This is a genomic window from Variovorax sp. PCZ-1 (genome assembly GCF_018413605.1).
GTDB lineage: Bacteria > Pseudomonadota > Gammaproteobacteria > Burkholderiales > Burkholderiaceae_C > JANMDU01.
Genome location: NZ_JAHCDN010000001.1, coordinates 552,842 through 565,555, shown reverse-complemented (window position 1 = coordinate 565,555; position 12,714 = coordinate 552,842). Strand labels below are relative to the sequence as shown.

The window sequence follows — 12,714 nt, the reverse complement described above, 5'->3', positions numbered from 1 at the left end:
ACGCAGGCTTGCCCCAAGCGCAAAATTATTTCGCTGGCACGAAGTCCGTGCGAGCAATCGCCGTAGCTTGCGGCTTATTTGCCAACTTATAGGCGCTGGTCACGAGATCAATATTGCTTTGCACGCGCTTCATATCGATAAAGCCTAAGCCCGTCTCTTGCGCAGTCGGCGTATTCACAAAGGTATCGAAAGCAAGACGAGCGCGGCGCCATTCAAATTGCTCATCTGCATTTGCATCCATTTGCTTGACGGTTTTCACGGCTTCGCGCGTGTTGCCCAATGTGGCTTTGAGCGCCGCGTGATAGGCCTTCACAAAGCTAGCTACAGCTTTGGGATTGTCTGCCAAAAATTTAGGATTGACCAAAATTGCATTACCGTAAACGCGCAAGCCCAGCTCATGAAAAGGGTAGACAGCGTAGGCTGAGCCAGACATGCCTTGCTTTTCAATATTGAGCATGGTGGTGAAATAAAAACCCGTGATGCCATCGAGCTGACCATTAGCAAACATTTCTTCGCGTTTGGCAGCATCCACATTTTCCCATTTCACCTCACCCGTTTGAGCAAGCTGCGCAAACGCTGGCCAGAGCTTGCGCCCACCGTCAAAGGGCGGCGCGCCGAGTTTTTTTCCAGCCAATTGCTGAGGCCGATCAGCGCCCGAAGCTTTGCGGATAAACAGGCTAGATGGCGTGCGTTCATAGACCATGTAAACGGCTACGGGTGGCGCAGTGCCAGGATTCTTAGCGGCATGCTCAATCAGCGAGCTGAAATCCCCCAAGCCCATATCGAACTCGCCACTGGCTACTTTGGCCACAGTCGCTCCCGAGCCAGTGCCGGGTGTGAGCGTTACGTTGAGCTTCTCCGCTTGAAAATAGCTCTTATTGGCAAGCAACAGTGGTGCGGACTGCCCCTCCCAACGCCAATCATTCAAGAATTTGATGTTGGTTTGTGCAGCGACGTTATTTACTAGGCTGCTGCCCAGTATGCCAATGACTACGATGATTTGTATTAATAGACGACACATGATGCCTCCGAATGCACGAAATAGGTGCATTTTGAGGCTTTTTTAGCTCATTTTTCAATACTTTTTAACTATATGGTATTCATCGCTCAGCATGTTGTAAAAAAGTCTGTAATGCTCGAATGCTTTAATACTTCGGCGCGCGTCGCTCACGCAAACTGGCCACACCTTCGCGTACATCTGGCCCAGCAAAACCCATGAATTCCAACGCTAGGGATGCATCAAAGTTCGGCCCCGCTTGGCGCAGCCAATTGTTGAGCGCGTATTTTGTCCAGCGAATTGCCGTTTGACTGCCGGCAGCAAGTTTGTCAGCCACTTCGTACGCTTTCGTTAGGAGCTGATCTTCTGGCACGCAGAGCGACACCAGCCCGATGCGCTCAGCCTCGGCGCCGCTGACAGCTTCGCAAAGCATCAGGTAATACTTGGCCTTAGCCATGCCGCATAGCAGCGGCCAGATGATGGCAGCGTGATCACCCGCAGCAACGCCCAAGCGCGTGTGGCCGTCTACGATTTTTGCGTTCTCAGCTGCAATTGAAATATCGGCAAGCAGCCCTGCCACCAAGCCCGCGCCCACTGCCGGCCCATGCATGGCGCTCACAATCGGTTTATCGCAATTGATCACGTTGTAAACCAAATCGCGCGCCTCTTTCCACACCCGGCTGCGCACATCAAAATCTCGCGCCATGTCTTCCACCAAAGCCAGATCCCCACCACCAGAAAAACCCAGCCCTTCGCCACGCAGCACAGCCACTTTTACCGAATCATCACGGCTCACATCACGCCAAATTTCAGATAATTCCTCATGCCCCGCATGCCCGGCTGTGGGCAGCTTGCCGTTGGCAGCCTTCATTTGAATATCGATGACGCAGCCGCCCTCGCCTCGGCGAGTAATGTTCAATGTTTCGTAGCTGCTGTAGTCAATGGGTTTCATGATCTCAAGTGGGGTTTGCGGAGGAACGCAACAACTCTACCAAACTTGGCAGCATCGCCGCCGAGCCAGCCGCCAGCCATTGAGACGATAAAAGTGGCAAATCATCCATCGCCACGATATCGGCCTCGGCTTCTCGCAGCAGCACCAAACCCGCTGCAGCATCCCAAGCACTCATGCCCCGCTCCCAAAACGCATCGGCGCGCCCGGCAGCCACATAGGCCAGCTCCAAAGCCATCGAGCCGCTGCGCCGCACTTGTCCAAAGTTGCGAATCACTTGCGCAAACTCGGCCAGATACGGTTGCATCAGTGGCGACAAAGGCTTCGGGAAGACCGTGGAGACGATAGCCTTCAAGGGCTCGCTCACTGAAGAGCTTGCCAAGCGCTGCACACCTGCGCTGCTCTTAAGCCAAGCCCCCTGCCCGCGCGTTGCGTAAAACAACTCTTGCCGATTCGGATCAGCAATGATGCCCAGAACAGGATCGCCGCCAACCGCAAGCGCCACCGATACGCTCCACTGCGGATAGCCGCGTGCGAAGTTTGCCGTGCCATCAATCGGGTCAACAATCCAAGTAGGCGCATCCGACAAACTGCCCCCGGTTTCCTCACCCATGAATTGCGATCCGGGCAAGATAGAAAGTAGCTTCTCTCGCAACGCTTGCTCTGCCCAAAGGTCAATGTCTGTAGCCACATCCCCCGCGCTTTTTTCATTCACCTGCAAAGCCTTCAAATCACGGTTTTTTAGCCAGATTTCATGCCCAATATGGCTGATAGCCGGCATAGAATCTGCGCAAAGTGCTTCTAAATTCATAGCATTCAAGCTCATGAGCGCCGATTGATCAAGCTCACATAGTCATGGGCCTGCGTGTTGATCGTGGAAATGCGCAGCTCCACAGGGCGCTCGCCAAAAGTGATGGCTACACGATGCACCTCCATCACTGGCGCGCCCACACGCACCCCAAGCACTTTCGCGACTTCACTGCTGGCTGCTACCGCGCGTGCGCGCTCTTGAGCGCGAATCACACTGATACCGTGATCGGTTTGATACAGGTTATAGATCGTGCTCGGACGCTCTTGAAATCGCTTGGCGTTCAGCCCCTTGAACATCGCTGCCGACACCACAATCCGGTCGTGTACAACACATTGGCCACCCAGACTCAGCGAATTGTCCACCCGCAGCACTTCATCTCCGACGCGCAAACGCAAGGCATAGGCCTCGCTATCGGTCGCGCGACCTGCTGCAAAGCCCAAGTTATCCACCACAGGAAATTCACGCTCAGTCACGACACGCTGATCAAACACATCTGGACGCGGCTCGACATGGAAGAACTGAAACATAAAGCGCTCTTGCCCATGCATCGCCACAAAGGTGCCCTTGCCTTGGCGGCGCACCAGGATGTGTTCGTGCACCAGCTCATCGACTGCTTTTCGAAGTGTGCCGATACTCACCTGCAATGCTTTTGCAATCTGCGCTTCGTTGGGCAAGGTTTCGCCTGGGCCCAGTTGCCCCGATTCAAGCAAGCGAAGCAAGGCGCTTTTGACTTGTCGATACAGCGGTACGGCTCCAGCGCCACTGTCTGCAATCGGCTTAAGCAGCTGAGTCACGTCTGGCGTATCGAGGCGAGCGTTGAAGCGAGGGGCTTTTTTACGGCTTGGTGATGAAGCGAAATCTGTCATAGCAAGGCTTGCAAGTGAACGAAACATAGACAAGCGCAGATTGTAGCTATTTTCAGAAATTCATTTAAGTCATGTACATGACGTATTTGACGTGCGGTTTGCAGCGCGTAAACTGACGCTTTGATATTTTTCTCATCAACACAACGGAGCAACAATGAACCATTACGTATTGCACGATGCCAAGGACACGGTCGCCGTGATCGTGGTTGAAGGCGTGAAAGCCGGTATGACACTGAACGGCTGGATCATGGACGAAGACAAAGCCACCAGCACCGTGGCCTTGCAAGACATTCCCATCGGCCACAAGATCGCTTTGAAGGATATGAAGGTCGGCGATACCGTTTGGAAATACGGCATTGACATGGGCAAGGTCGTCGCAGACGTAAAAATGGGCCAACACGCCCACGTCCACAACATCAAGACAAAAAGATGGTGACATGTTGACCACCCCCGAGCGGCTTACGCCGCTCCCCCTCAAGGGGGCGCCGTTGGCGGACTGGCGAAGCCAGATCCGCGACGGCTGCTTGGAAAGACAACTCACTCAGACATTTCAATCAATCTAATCGGATACTCATCATGTCAATCATCGACAAAAACACCACCTTCCTGGGTTATCGCCGCGAGAACGGCCGCGTGGGCGTGCGCAATCACGTCATCATCTTGCCTTTGGATGATTTGTCCAACGCTTCCGCTGAAGCCGTGGCGCACAACATCAAGGGCACGATGGCCATTCCTCACCCGTATGGCCGTTTGCAGTTCGGCGCGGATTTGGAATTGCACTTCCGCACACTGATCGGCGCAGGCTGCAACCCCAACGTCGCAGCCGTCGTCGTGATCGGTATTGAAGACGGTTGGACGAAAAAAGTGGTGGACGGCATTGCTGCCACCGGCAAGCCAGTCATTGGCTTTGGCATCGAAGGCCATGGCGATCACGAGACCATCATGAAAGCCTCCAAGGCCGCGCGTGAATACGTGCAGTGGGCCAGCGAGAAGCAGCGCGAAGTCTGCCCGATTTCCGATTTGTGGATCTCCACCAAGTGCGGTGAGTCTGACACCACCTCCGGCTGCGGCGCGAACCCGACCGTGGGCAACGCATTTGACAAGCTACATCCTCTGGGCACACACCTCGTCTTCGGCGAAACCAGCGAGATCACCGGTGGCGAGAAGATCGTGGCCGCACGTTGCAAAACGCCCGAGATCGCTGATCAGTTCATGTTCATGTTCAACCGCTATCAAGACATGATCAACCGTCATAAGACGACCGATCTCTCTGACAGCCAGCCCACCAAGGGCAACATCGCTGGCGGCCTGACCACCATCGAAGAAAAAGCTTTGGGCAACATCCAGAAGATCGGCAAGAAATGCACGGTGGACGGCGTGCTCGACAAGGCCGAGATTCCTACGCACCCTGGTTTGTGGTTCATGGATTCCTCCTCCGCTGCTGCTGAGATGGTGACGCTCTGCGCTGCCTCAGGTTTTGCTGTGCACTTCTTCCCCACAGGCCAAGGCAATGTGATCGGCAATGCCATCGTGCCCGTGATCAAGATCTGCTCCAACCCACGCACCGTGCGCTTGATGAGCGAGCACATTGACGTGGACACTTCTGGCTTGTTGCAGCGCGATATCGATCTGAACCAAGCCGGCGACAAATTGCTTGAATGCATGATGCGCACGATCAATGGCCGCTTGACAGCTGCTGAGGCACTCGGTCATCGCGAGTTTGTGATGACCCGTTTGTTTGAATCAGCTTAAACTCCCTCGATACGACCAATAGAACGCAAAAGGCGCAAAAGTTACGCAGAAGACGCGAAAAAGAAACAGCCAAATTTTGGATTTCTTTTTTGCGAATTTTGTGTGAATTTTGCGTTTTCTGCGTTCAATTTTTTATTGATCTGAAGTCTTTCCTAAATGAAAATCATCATCACCGAATTCATGGACGAGCGCGCCGTTGCGCAGCTCGCTGCCAAGCACGATGTCGTCTATGACCCCAAGCTCGTGGACAAGCCTGCGGAGCTCTTGGAGGCTGCCGCTACCTGCCACGCCATCATCGTGCGCAATCGCACACAGGTGCGCGGGGATTTACTTGCAGCTTTGAAGTCGTGCAAAGTGGTCGGTCGCCTCGGTGTGGGCTTAGACAATATCGATGTGCCTGCTTGCGAAGCAGCGGGCATGAAGGTGATTCCAGCAACTGGTGCGAATGCTTTATCCGTCGCTGAATACGTGATTGCCAGTGCCATGCTGCTGCTGCGCGGTACGTTTGCTTCTACGCCTGAAGTGGCTGCCGGCAAATGGCCACGCAATGCGCTCAGCAATGGTCGCGAGACGGCTGGCAAAACGCTGGGCATCATCGGCTTTGGCTCGATTGGCCAGCTCACTGGCAAACTAGCCAAAGCGCTGGCCATGAACGTCATCGCATATGACCCCGTGATGAAAAGCGACGCACCCGCATTTGCGCAAGTGGGCGCGAAAGCGGCAACGCTGGATGAAGTGATAGCGAGCGCAGATGTGGTCACCCTGCACGTGCCGCTGGTCGATGGCACGCGCGGCCTCTTCAATGCACAGCGTATTGCTGCCATGAAACCAGGCAGTATTCTGATCAACACTTCGCGCGGCCATATCGTCGATGTGGCGGCTGTGGCAGCTTCACTTAAAGCAGGGCACTTGGGTGGCGCAGCGCTCGATGTGTTTGACACCGAGCCCATGCCTGCCGAGCCGATGTTTGAGGGCTGCCCTAGCTTGATCCTCACGCCGCATATTTCTGGCGTGACCTATGAAGGCAATGAACGTGTGAGCTTCATGATTGCAGAAAAAGTGTTGGAGGCTTTGCAGTAATGGCACAACTCTCACTCCAAGAAGCGGATGCTCTGATTCAATCGGCGCTGACGAAATCAGGCGCTTCACAAGCAATGGCAGCCAGCGTGGCCAAGGCTTTGGTATTGGCGGAAGCACAAGGCATCGCTTCGCATGGCCTCTCTCGCGTGCCGCAATACGCCACGCATTTGAAAAATGGCCGTGCAAACGGAAATGCTATCGCAGCTGTGGCGCAACGCAAGGGCGCAGCGCTCGTGGTGGATGCCCAACAAGGCTTGGCGTTTCCCGCATGTGATTTAGCGATTGCTGAAGGCATCAAGACAGCCAAAGAACTCGGTGTGTGCTTTGTCGGCGTGAGAAATTCACATCACGCAGGCGTGATCGTCGATCATCTGCGCGCAGCATCTACTGCTGGCCTTGTGGCATTGGGCTTTGCCAATTCACCCTCTGCCATGCCCGCAGCCGGCGGCAAGCATGCCATCTTCGGCACGAACCCGATTGCCGCCATCTTCCCGCGCCGCAATGCAGATCCGCTCATGATTGACCTAAGCTTGTCAGAAGTGGCGCGCGGCAAAGTGATGGTCGCTGCCAAAGAAGGCAAACCGATTCCACTGGGCTGGGCGCTCGATAAAGAAGGTAACCCGACCACGGATGCAAAAGCTGCTTTGGAAGGCTCGATGCTCGCGGTGGGCAACACCACATCCACCAAAGGCGCGATGCTCGCTCTCATCATTGAGCTGCTGGTCACTGCTGTGATCGGTGCGCAATTCGGCTTTGAAGCATCCAGCTTCTTTGTGGATGAAGGCAACCAACCCAAAATCGGTCAAGCCTTTTTGCTGATCGACCCAAGCGCTTTGAATGGGAACGACAGCTACCTTGATCGTATCGAGGTGTTGATCAATGAAATGCTCGTGGACGACGGCGTGCGCCTCGCGGGCGCGCGCAGGCTGGCATTGGAGCGAAAAGCGCAAGTGGCGGGCGTGAGCGTACCCGATGCGTTGGTGCAAACGCTTCAAAAGCTTGCAGCCTGATCATTGCAGCATAATTTGGCCTGATTCAATACAGTCAAGGAGAGTAGCTATGCAACGTCGTGACATCATTTTGGGCGCAGCCGCAAGCATCGCCGTCCCTCAACTGGCCTTCGCGCAAGACTTCCCGAAGCCGGGCAGTACCATCAAATATGTTGTGCCCTTCGCACCCGGTGGCCTCACGGATGTGATGGCGCGCATCGTGGCGCAGAAATTGAATGAAGCTTGGAAAGTGCCCGTCGTAGTCGAAAACAAGGCGGGCGGCAATGCGCAAATCGGTGCAGAGCAAGTGGCCAAAGGCGCAAGCGATGGCTCTCAGCTTCTGGCCATCACGCTCACCCATGCTGCGAACGTGAGCTTGTTTCCCAACGCGCCCTACAGCTTCACTAAAGATCTGCGGCCTGTGGCCTTGCTCGCTGGCTCGCCCATGCTGATTGTTGTGCCGGCCAACAGCCCCATCAACACTTTCCAAGATTTGGTCAAAGTCTCCAAAACCAAAACGCTCAATGCTGGCAACAGCGGCAATGGCTCGCCACCGCACCTCACCTGCGCTTTGTTCAACGACCTGAACAAAACCAAAATGACGCATGTGCCCTACCGTGGTGGCGCTTTGAGCATGAATGACTTGATTGGCGGTCAGCTCGATATCGTCTTCTCCAACATGCCTGAGTCGATTGCCAATGTCAAAGGCGGCAAACTCAAAGCGCTGGCGGTCTGCAGCTTGCAACGCAACCCTTTGCTGCCTGATGTACCGACCGTGCTGGAAGCTGGTATGCCTGGCCTGTTTGTGGAAAACTGGACAGCCGCCATGATTCATGCCAGCACACCAGACGCTATCGTAGAAAAATACTCGCGCGAGATCATCAAAGCCATGTTCACCAAAGATGTGGAAGACCGCGCCAAGGTGCAAGGCTTTAAGGTCAGCCCCAAAGGCACACAAGATTTCGCTGCCTTCTTGAACACCGAAATCACGCGATGGGGTCGCTTGATCAAAACCGCGAAAATCACAGCAGCTTAATTTCCAAGCCAAACCACGACGGCATACCGCTATCATTGCGGTATGCCGTCTTTTTTTGCTTGTGTAGGTCACGCTTCTGTCGATCATCATTTTGAGATCGACGCGTTTGCCACGCAGCCGACCAAGACGCCTGCGAAGAGTTACCGTCAAATCGTAGGCGGTATGGCAGCCAATGCAGCTATTGGAATGGTGCGTCTTGGCTTGCCAGTGCGCTTGATCGGCTGTGTGGGTGATGATGATGCGGGTCGATTCGTTCAAACCGCGGTACGCGAACTCGGCATCACTGGACACTTGGAGGCGGTAGCCAACAGCTACACCTCGGTCTCTTCAGTCGTCGTTGATGCACATGGCGAACGACAGATTTTCAATCATCGCGGAGATGCTCTAGCCAAAGCGCAACCACTCTCCACGCGCTTGTTGGAAGGCGCGCAAGCCGTGCTCACCGATCCTCGCTGGGGCGATGGCGCAGCGGCGGCGCTGATCTGGGCTCGGGAAAATGCTGTGCTCGGTATGCTGGATGCAGATGTCGCGCCTGTCGAGGTATTGCAGCGTTTGGTGCCATTGGCTCAATGGGCGGTTTTCTCTCAACCGGGCCTGGTGTGCTTTGCGCCTCAAGCACGCAGTTCAGGTGCTGGCCTCGTTGCTGCGCTCGATGCAGGCGCATCACACGCCATGGTGACGCTCGGCGGCCAGGGCGTTGCTTGGATGCACAGCAAAGAACGTATCTTGCACACACAGGACGCTTTTACCGTGAAGGCGCTAGACACCACGGGCGCGGGCGATGTGTTTCACGCGGCACTGTGCTTTGCGCTATCGGAATTATACGCCGATGCCAGCCCCACCCAAGAGCGCCAAGCCATCCGATTCGCCTGTGCGGCAGCCGCGCTCAAGTGCATGCAACGGCATGGTGCATTAGGCGCACCCACGCGCGCTGAGGTTCTGCAGTTTTTAGAAACGCAAACAACATCTGCTCACCAATGAGTGACCCTACGCTACATATTCAGTAGCACTTTGCGCAATATTTACGCCGGCTTACCGTTGTTTTTCATCTAAAAATGAGGGCTGCGCTTAGAGTGTGAATACCACAGCACGACAAGGAGTATTGATGCTGAACATTCACACATCCCCTCGTAAATTCGCTCTCGTTTTGACTTGCACTGCCGCTTTGCTCGGTGGCTGCTCTACCACGCGCTCGCCTTCGAAGCAAGAAATCGGTACTGCTGCTGGCGCAGTTGTCGGTGGTATCGTCGGCTCCTCCGTCACAGGCGGCTCCACAGCGGGCACAGTGGCTGGCGCGGCGGGCGGGGCGCTGATTGGCAACCAAATTGGTAAACAGTTGGATAAGGTCAAGTAAACCGCGCGATCAAACTCGTCTCGCGAATTCCCTTCACTGAATTCGCCTCACGAATTCCCTCCATAATAAGCGGCATGAAACGCCGCTTATTTCTCTCTTCCTCCGTCTCCACGGGCCTCGCTGCCACAGCTTTTGCTACGCCTGCATTTGCTCAAGGCTTTCCCAACAAACCTGTACGCATGATCGTGCCCTTCCCTGCAGGCGGGGCAACCGATGTACTGGCTCGATCACTGTCTATCAAGCTCGGTGAAAAGCTCGGGCAAAACGTGGTTGTTGAGAATCGCCCCGGCGCAGGCGGCACGATTGGCTCACAAGCGGTGGCGCAAGCCGCGCCCGATGGCTACACGATTTTGCTGGCCACATCCAGCACGCACAGCATCGGCCCCGTGATCAACCCCAAGATTCCGTACGACGCACAAGCTGATTTCACTGCGCTCGGTCAAGTCGCTAGCTCACCCAATATTGTTCTCGTGCCGCAATCTTCGCCAGCGAAAACCATGCGTGAGTTCATCGAGTATGCAAGGAAGAATCCCGGCAAACTCAACTACGCCTCCAGCGGTAACGGCACGATTGTTCACCTCACCTCTGAGCTCTTCAAAGCGCAGTCCAACACCTTCATCGTGCATATTCCTTATCGCGGTACGGCGCTGGCGATTCCGGATTTGATCAGTGGCAAGGTGGATGTGCTGTTCGATTCTCTGGTCTCAGGTTTGCCTCATGTGAAAGATGGCAAGCTGCGCGGCTTAGCCGTCACGAGCGAGAAGCGCACGCCCTTGGCTGCTGATCTGCCCACGGTAGCTGATGTGTTGCCTGGCTTTGAATCGGTCACATGGTTTGGCTTGTATGGCCCCAAAGCCATGCCTGCCGATGTCGTACAAAAACTCAACGCCTCGCTGAATGCCGCATTGGCAGAAAGCGAAGTGAAAGAGCGCTTCTCCCGATTGGGCGCAGAAGCCGTCAGCACCACCCCAGCCGCCTTTGCCTCGCTTGCGCAAAACGAACGCGCCAAATGGAAGCGCATCATTGAGCAGCGCAAAATCGTTGTGGAATAAATGAGCTGGCTTTCCAGCCTGCCTTTCAGCTGGCAAACGATAGCTTTGCTGATCGCCAGCAATGTCTTCATGACCATCGCTTGGTATGGTCATCTCAAAAATCTGGCCACTGCGCCTTGGTATATCGCTGCCTTGATCAGCTGGGGCATTGCGCTGTTTGAATATTTGCTGCAAGTGCCAGCAAATCGAATTGGCTACCAACAAGCCGGCTTTTCAGTAGCGCAGCTCAAGATCATGCAAGAGGTGATCACGCTCACGATCTTTGTGCCGTTTGCGGTGTTTTACCTGAACGAACCCATCAAGCTGGATTACCTCTGGGCCGGGCTGTGCATGGTTGGCGCGGTGTATTTCATCTTTCGCTCAGCCTGAAGAGCGCATCTCATGTGGATTGATACGCATAGCCATCTGGATGCGCCAGAATTTGAGAGAAATGGGCTGTTTGCCGGCTTGCTTGTTGCGCAGAGTGCTATTAAAAATGTAGTGATGAGCATCATCCCCGCCGTTGAGCGCAGCAACTTTGACACCGTGCGCCAACTCGCTCATACGCACGCGCAGGCCTACGGGCTGGGCATTCATCCGCTTTACGTACCGCGCGCTCATGAAGATGATTTGACTTTTCTCGGCAAGCAACTCGCACAACACATCGACGATGCGCGTCTCATTGCTATGGGTGAAATCGGTTTGGATTTTTTCGTACCTGCGCTGTGTACTCCCGAGATACGCGAGAAGCAAACTGCTTTTTATCGTGCGCAGCTCAAGCTCGCCAAGCAGCATCAGCTTCCGGTGATCTTGCATGTGCGCAAAAGCGCTGATCAGCTTTTGCATGCCTTGCGCGAGATCGGCAGCCATGGTGGTATCGCACATGCCTTCAATGGCTCTGAGCAACAAGCCATGCAGTTTGTAGAAATGGGTTTTTGCCTTGGGTTTGGTGGCACGGTCACCTACGAGCGCTCACAGAATATTCGATTACTTGCTAAGAGCTTGCCGGCACAGGCCATCGTGATGGAAACCGATGCACCTGATATTCCGCCGCAGTGGATTTATGCCACAGCCGAAGAACGTGCAGCGGGCAAACCGCAAGGCATCAATTCCCCGCTGGAGCTGCCGCGCATCGGCCAATTGCTGGCTGAGCTGCGGGGTGTGTCAGCCGAGGAATGGGCAGCACAAACCACGCAGAACGCTTTGCGCGTTCTACCTAAACTGAAAGCCCTGCTGTGATCCTGCATGGCCTGCCGCCTCTGATTGCACCCAACACCCGCGTGCTGATCTTAGGCAGCTTTCCAGGCGTGAAATCACTGGAAACGCAGCAGTATTACGGTCATCCACAGAACAATTTTTGGAAACTGGTTTTCAGCATCATTTTGCCCGATCGCCGGCAAGAAATCTGCGCAAGCAGCTATGAAATCAGGAGCAAACTCTTGATTGAAAGCAGCATCGGATGCTGGGATGTGTATGCCAGCTGTGAGCGCGAAGGCTCGCTCGATTCAGCGATTCGCAATGCGCAGCTCAACGATTTAGCCAGCTTGAAAAAACGCTGCCCCAAGCTGCAAGCCATTGCCCACAATGGCGGCGAGAGCTACTCGCATGCCAAGCACACTGAAGCTCTCGGCCTACCCATCTACAAACTCCCCTCCAGCAGCCCAGCCAATGCTTCATGGAGCTTTGAGCGCAAACTTGCTGCTTGGCAAGAGGCTTTGCTGCCGCATATTGAATTAACAAGCCAAGAGAAGAACGCAAAAAGCGCAAAAGGCACGCAAAAGTCGCAGAAAAAACCAATATGAATTTTTCGTTTTTTGCGTAGTTTTTGCGTCTTTTGCGTTCTCTTCTT

At 54.7% G+C, this 12,714-nt stretch carries 15 protein-coding genes; 11 read left to right on the top strand and 4 right to left on the bottom strand.

Annotated elements, in window-relative coordinates; all coding sequences use genetic code 11:
• Positions 1 to 25 precede the first annotated feature (25 nt).
• From KIH26_RS02820 to KIH26_RS02805, 4 genes are all read right to left on the bottom strand, one after another.
• Complete coding sequence (locus KIH26_RS02820; RefSeq protein ID WP_213442225.1) at positions 26 to 1,021, bottom strand: ABC transporter substrate-binding protein; 996 nt, start codon at positions 1,019 to 1,021, stop codon at positions 26 to 28.
• Between the two features lie 124 nt (positions 1,022 to 1,145).
• On the bottom strand, positions 1,146 to 1,949 hold the full coding sequence (locus KIH26_RS02815) for an enoyl-CoA hydratase/isomerase family protein (RefSeq protein WP_213442223.1): 804 nt from the start codon (positions 1,947 to 1,949) through the stop codon (positions 1,146 to 1,148).
• 4 nt (positions 1,950 to 1,953) lie between these two features.
• Positions 1,954 to 2,772 (bottom strand): inositol monophosphatase family protein, encoded by an 819-nt coding sequence (locus tag KIH26_RS02810; protein ID WP_213442221.1) that lies wholly within the window; start codon positions 2,770 to 2,772, stop codon positions 1,954 to 1,956.
• Positions 2,769 to 3,623 (bottom strand): GntR family transcriptional regulator, encoded by an 855-nt coding sequence (locus KIH26_RS02805; protein ID WP_213442219.1) that lies wholly within the window; start codon positions 3,621 to 3,623, stop codon positions 2,769 to 2,771. Before KIH26_RS02805 ends, KIH26_RS02810 begins: the two co-directional genes overlap by 4 nt.
• A 154-nt stretch (positions 3,624 to 3,777) precedes the next feature.
• Here KIH26_RS02805 and KIH26_RS02800 point away from each other — a divergent pair, with 154 nt between their 5' ends.
• The 11 genes from KIH26_RS02800 to KIH26_RS02750 all read left to right on the top strand — a co-directional run bounded on the left by KIH26_RS02800 (position 3,778) and on the right by KIH26_RS02750 (position 12,667).
• Positions 3,778 to 4,059 (top strand): UxaA family hydrolase, encoded by a 282-nt coding sequence (locus tag KIH26_RS02800; protein WP_213442217.1) that lies wholly within the window; start codon positions 3,778 to 3,780, stop codon positions 4,057 to 4,059.
• 140 nt (positions 4,060 to 4,199) lie between these two features.
• Positions 4,200 to 5,375: a UxaA family hydrolase gene (locus KIH26_RS02795; protein WP_213442215.1), complete on the top strand. Its 1,176-nt coding sequence runs from the start codon at positions 4,200 to 4,202 to the stop codon at positions 5,373 to 5,375.
• Positions 5,376 to 5,531: 156 nt separating this feature from the next.
• The gene (locus KIH26_RS02790; protein WP_213442213.1) at positions 5,532 to 6,455 is read left to right on the top strand and encodes a hydroxyacid dehydrogenase; all 924 of its coding nucleotides are present in this window, start codon (positions 5,532 to 5,534) and stop codon (positions 6,453 to 6,455) included.
• Positions 6,455 to 7,465 (top strand): Ldh family oxidoreductase, encoded by a 1,011-nt coding sequence (locus KIH26_RS02785; protein WP_213442211.1) that lies wholly within the window; start codon positions 6,455 to 6,457, stop codon positions 7,463 to 7,465. Before KIH26_RS02790 ends, KIH26_RS02785 begins: the two co-directional genes overlap by 1 nt.
• Before the next feature lie 49 nt (positions 7,466 to 7,514).
• Positions 7,515 to 8,480: a Bug family tripartite tricarboxylate transporter substrate binding protein gene (locus tag KIH26_RS02780; RefSeq protein ID WP_213442209.1), complete on the top strand. Its 966-nt coding sequence runs from the start codon at positions 7,515 to 7,517 to the stop codon at positions 8,478 to 8,480.
• A 42-nt stretch (positions 8,481 to 8,522) separates the two neighbouring features.
• Positions 8,523 to 9,461 carry a PfkB family carbohydrate kinase gene (locus KIH26_RS02775; protein WP_213442207.1) on the top strand — a complete coding sequence of 313 codons (939 nt, stop codon included), beginning with the start codon at positions 8,523 to 8,525 and terminating at the stop codon, positions 9,459 to 9,461.
• Positions 9,462 to 9,585: 124 nt separating this feature from the next.
• Positions 9,586 to 9,834, top strand: coding sequence for a YMGG-like glycine zipper-containing protein (locus KIH26_RS02770; RefSeq protein ID WP_213442205.1), 249 nt, complete (start codon positions 9,586 to 9,588; stop codon positions 9,832 to 9,834).
• Positions 9,835 to 9,908: 74 nt separating this feature from the next.
• A complete protein-coding gene (locus KIH26_RS02765) occupies positions 9,909 to 10,886 on the top strand; it encodes a Bug family tripartite tricarboxylate transporter substrate binding protein (RefSeq protein ID WP_213442204.1) in 978 nt (325 codons plus the stop codon).
• Complete coding sequence (locus KIH26_RS02760) at positions 10,887 to 11,255, top strand: DMT family protein (protein ID WP_213442202.1); 369 nt, start codon at positions 10,887 to 10,889, stop codon at positions 11,253 to 11,255. It begins immediately after the preceding gene.
• Between the two features lie 12 nt (positions 11,256 to 11,267).
• A complete protein-coding gene (locus KIH26_RS02755) occupies positions 11,268 to 12,104 on the top strand; it encodes a TatD family hydrolase (RefSeq protein WP_213442200.1) in 837 nt (278 codons plus the stop codon).
• Positions 12,104 to 12,667, top strand: a complete 564-nt coding sequence (locus KIH26_RS02750; protein ID WP_213444619.1) for a DNA-deoxyinosine glycosylase — start codon at positions 12,104 to 12,106, stop codon at positions 12,665 to 12,667. The genes KIH26_RS02755 and KIH26_RS02750 overlap by 1 nt, the downstream gene beginning before the upstream one ends.
• Positions 12,668 to 12,714: the final 47 nt, after the last annotated feature.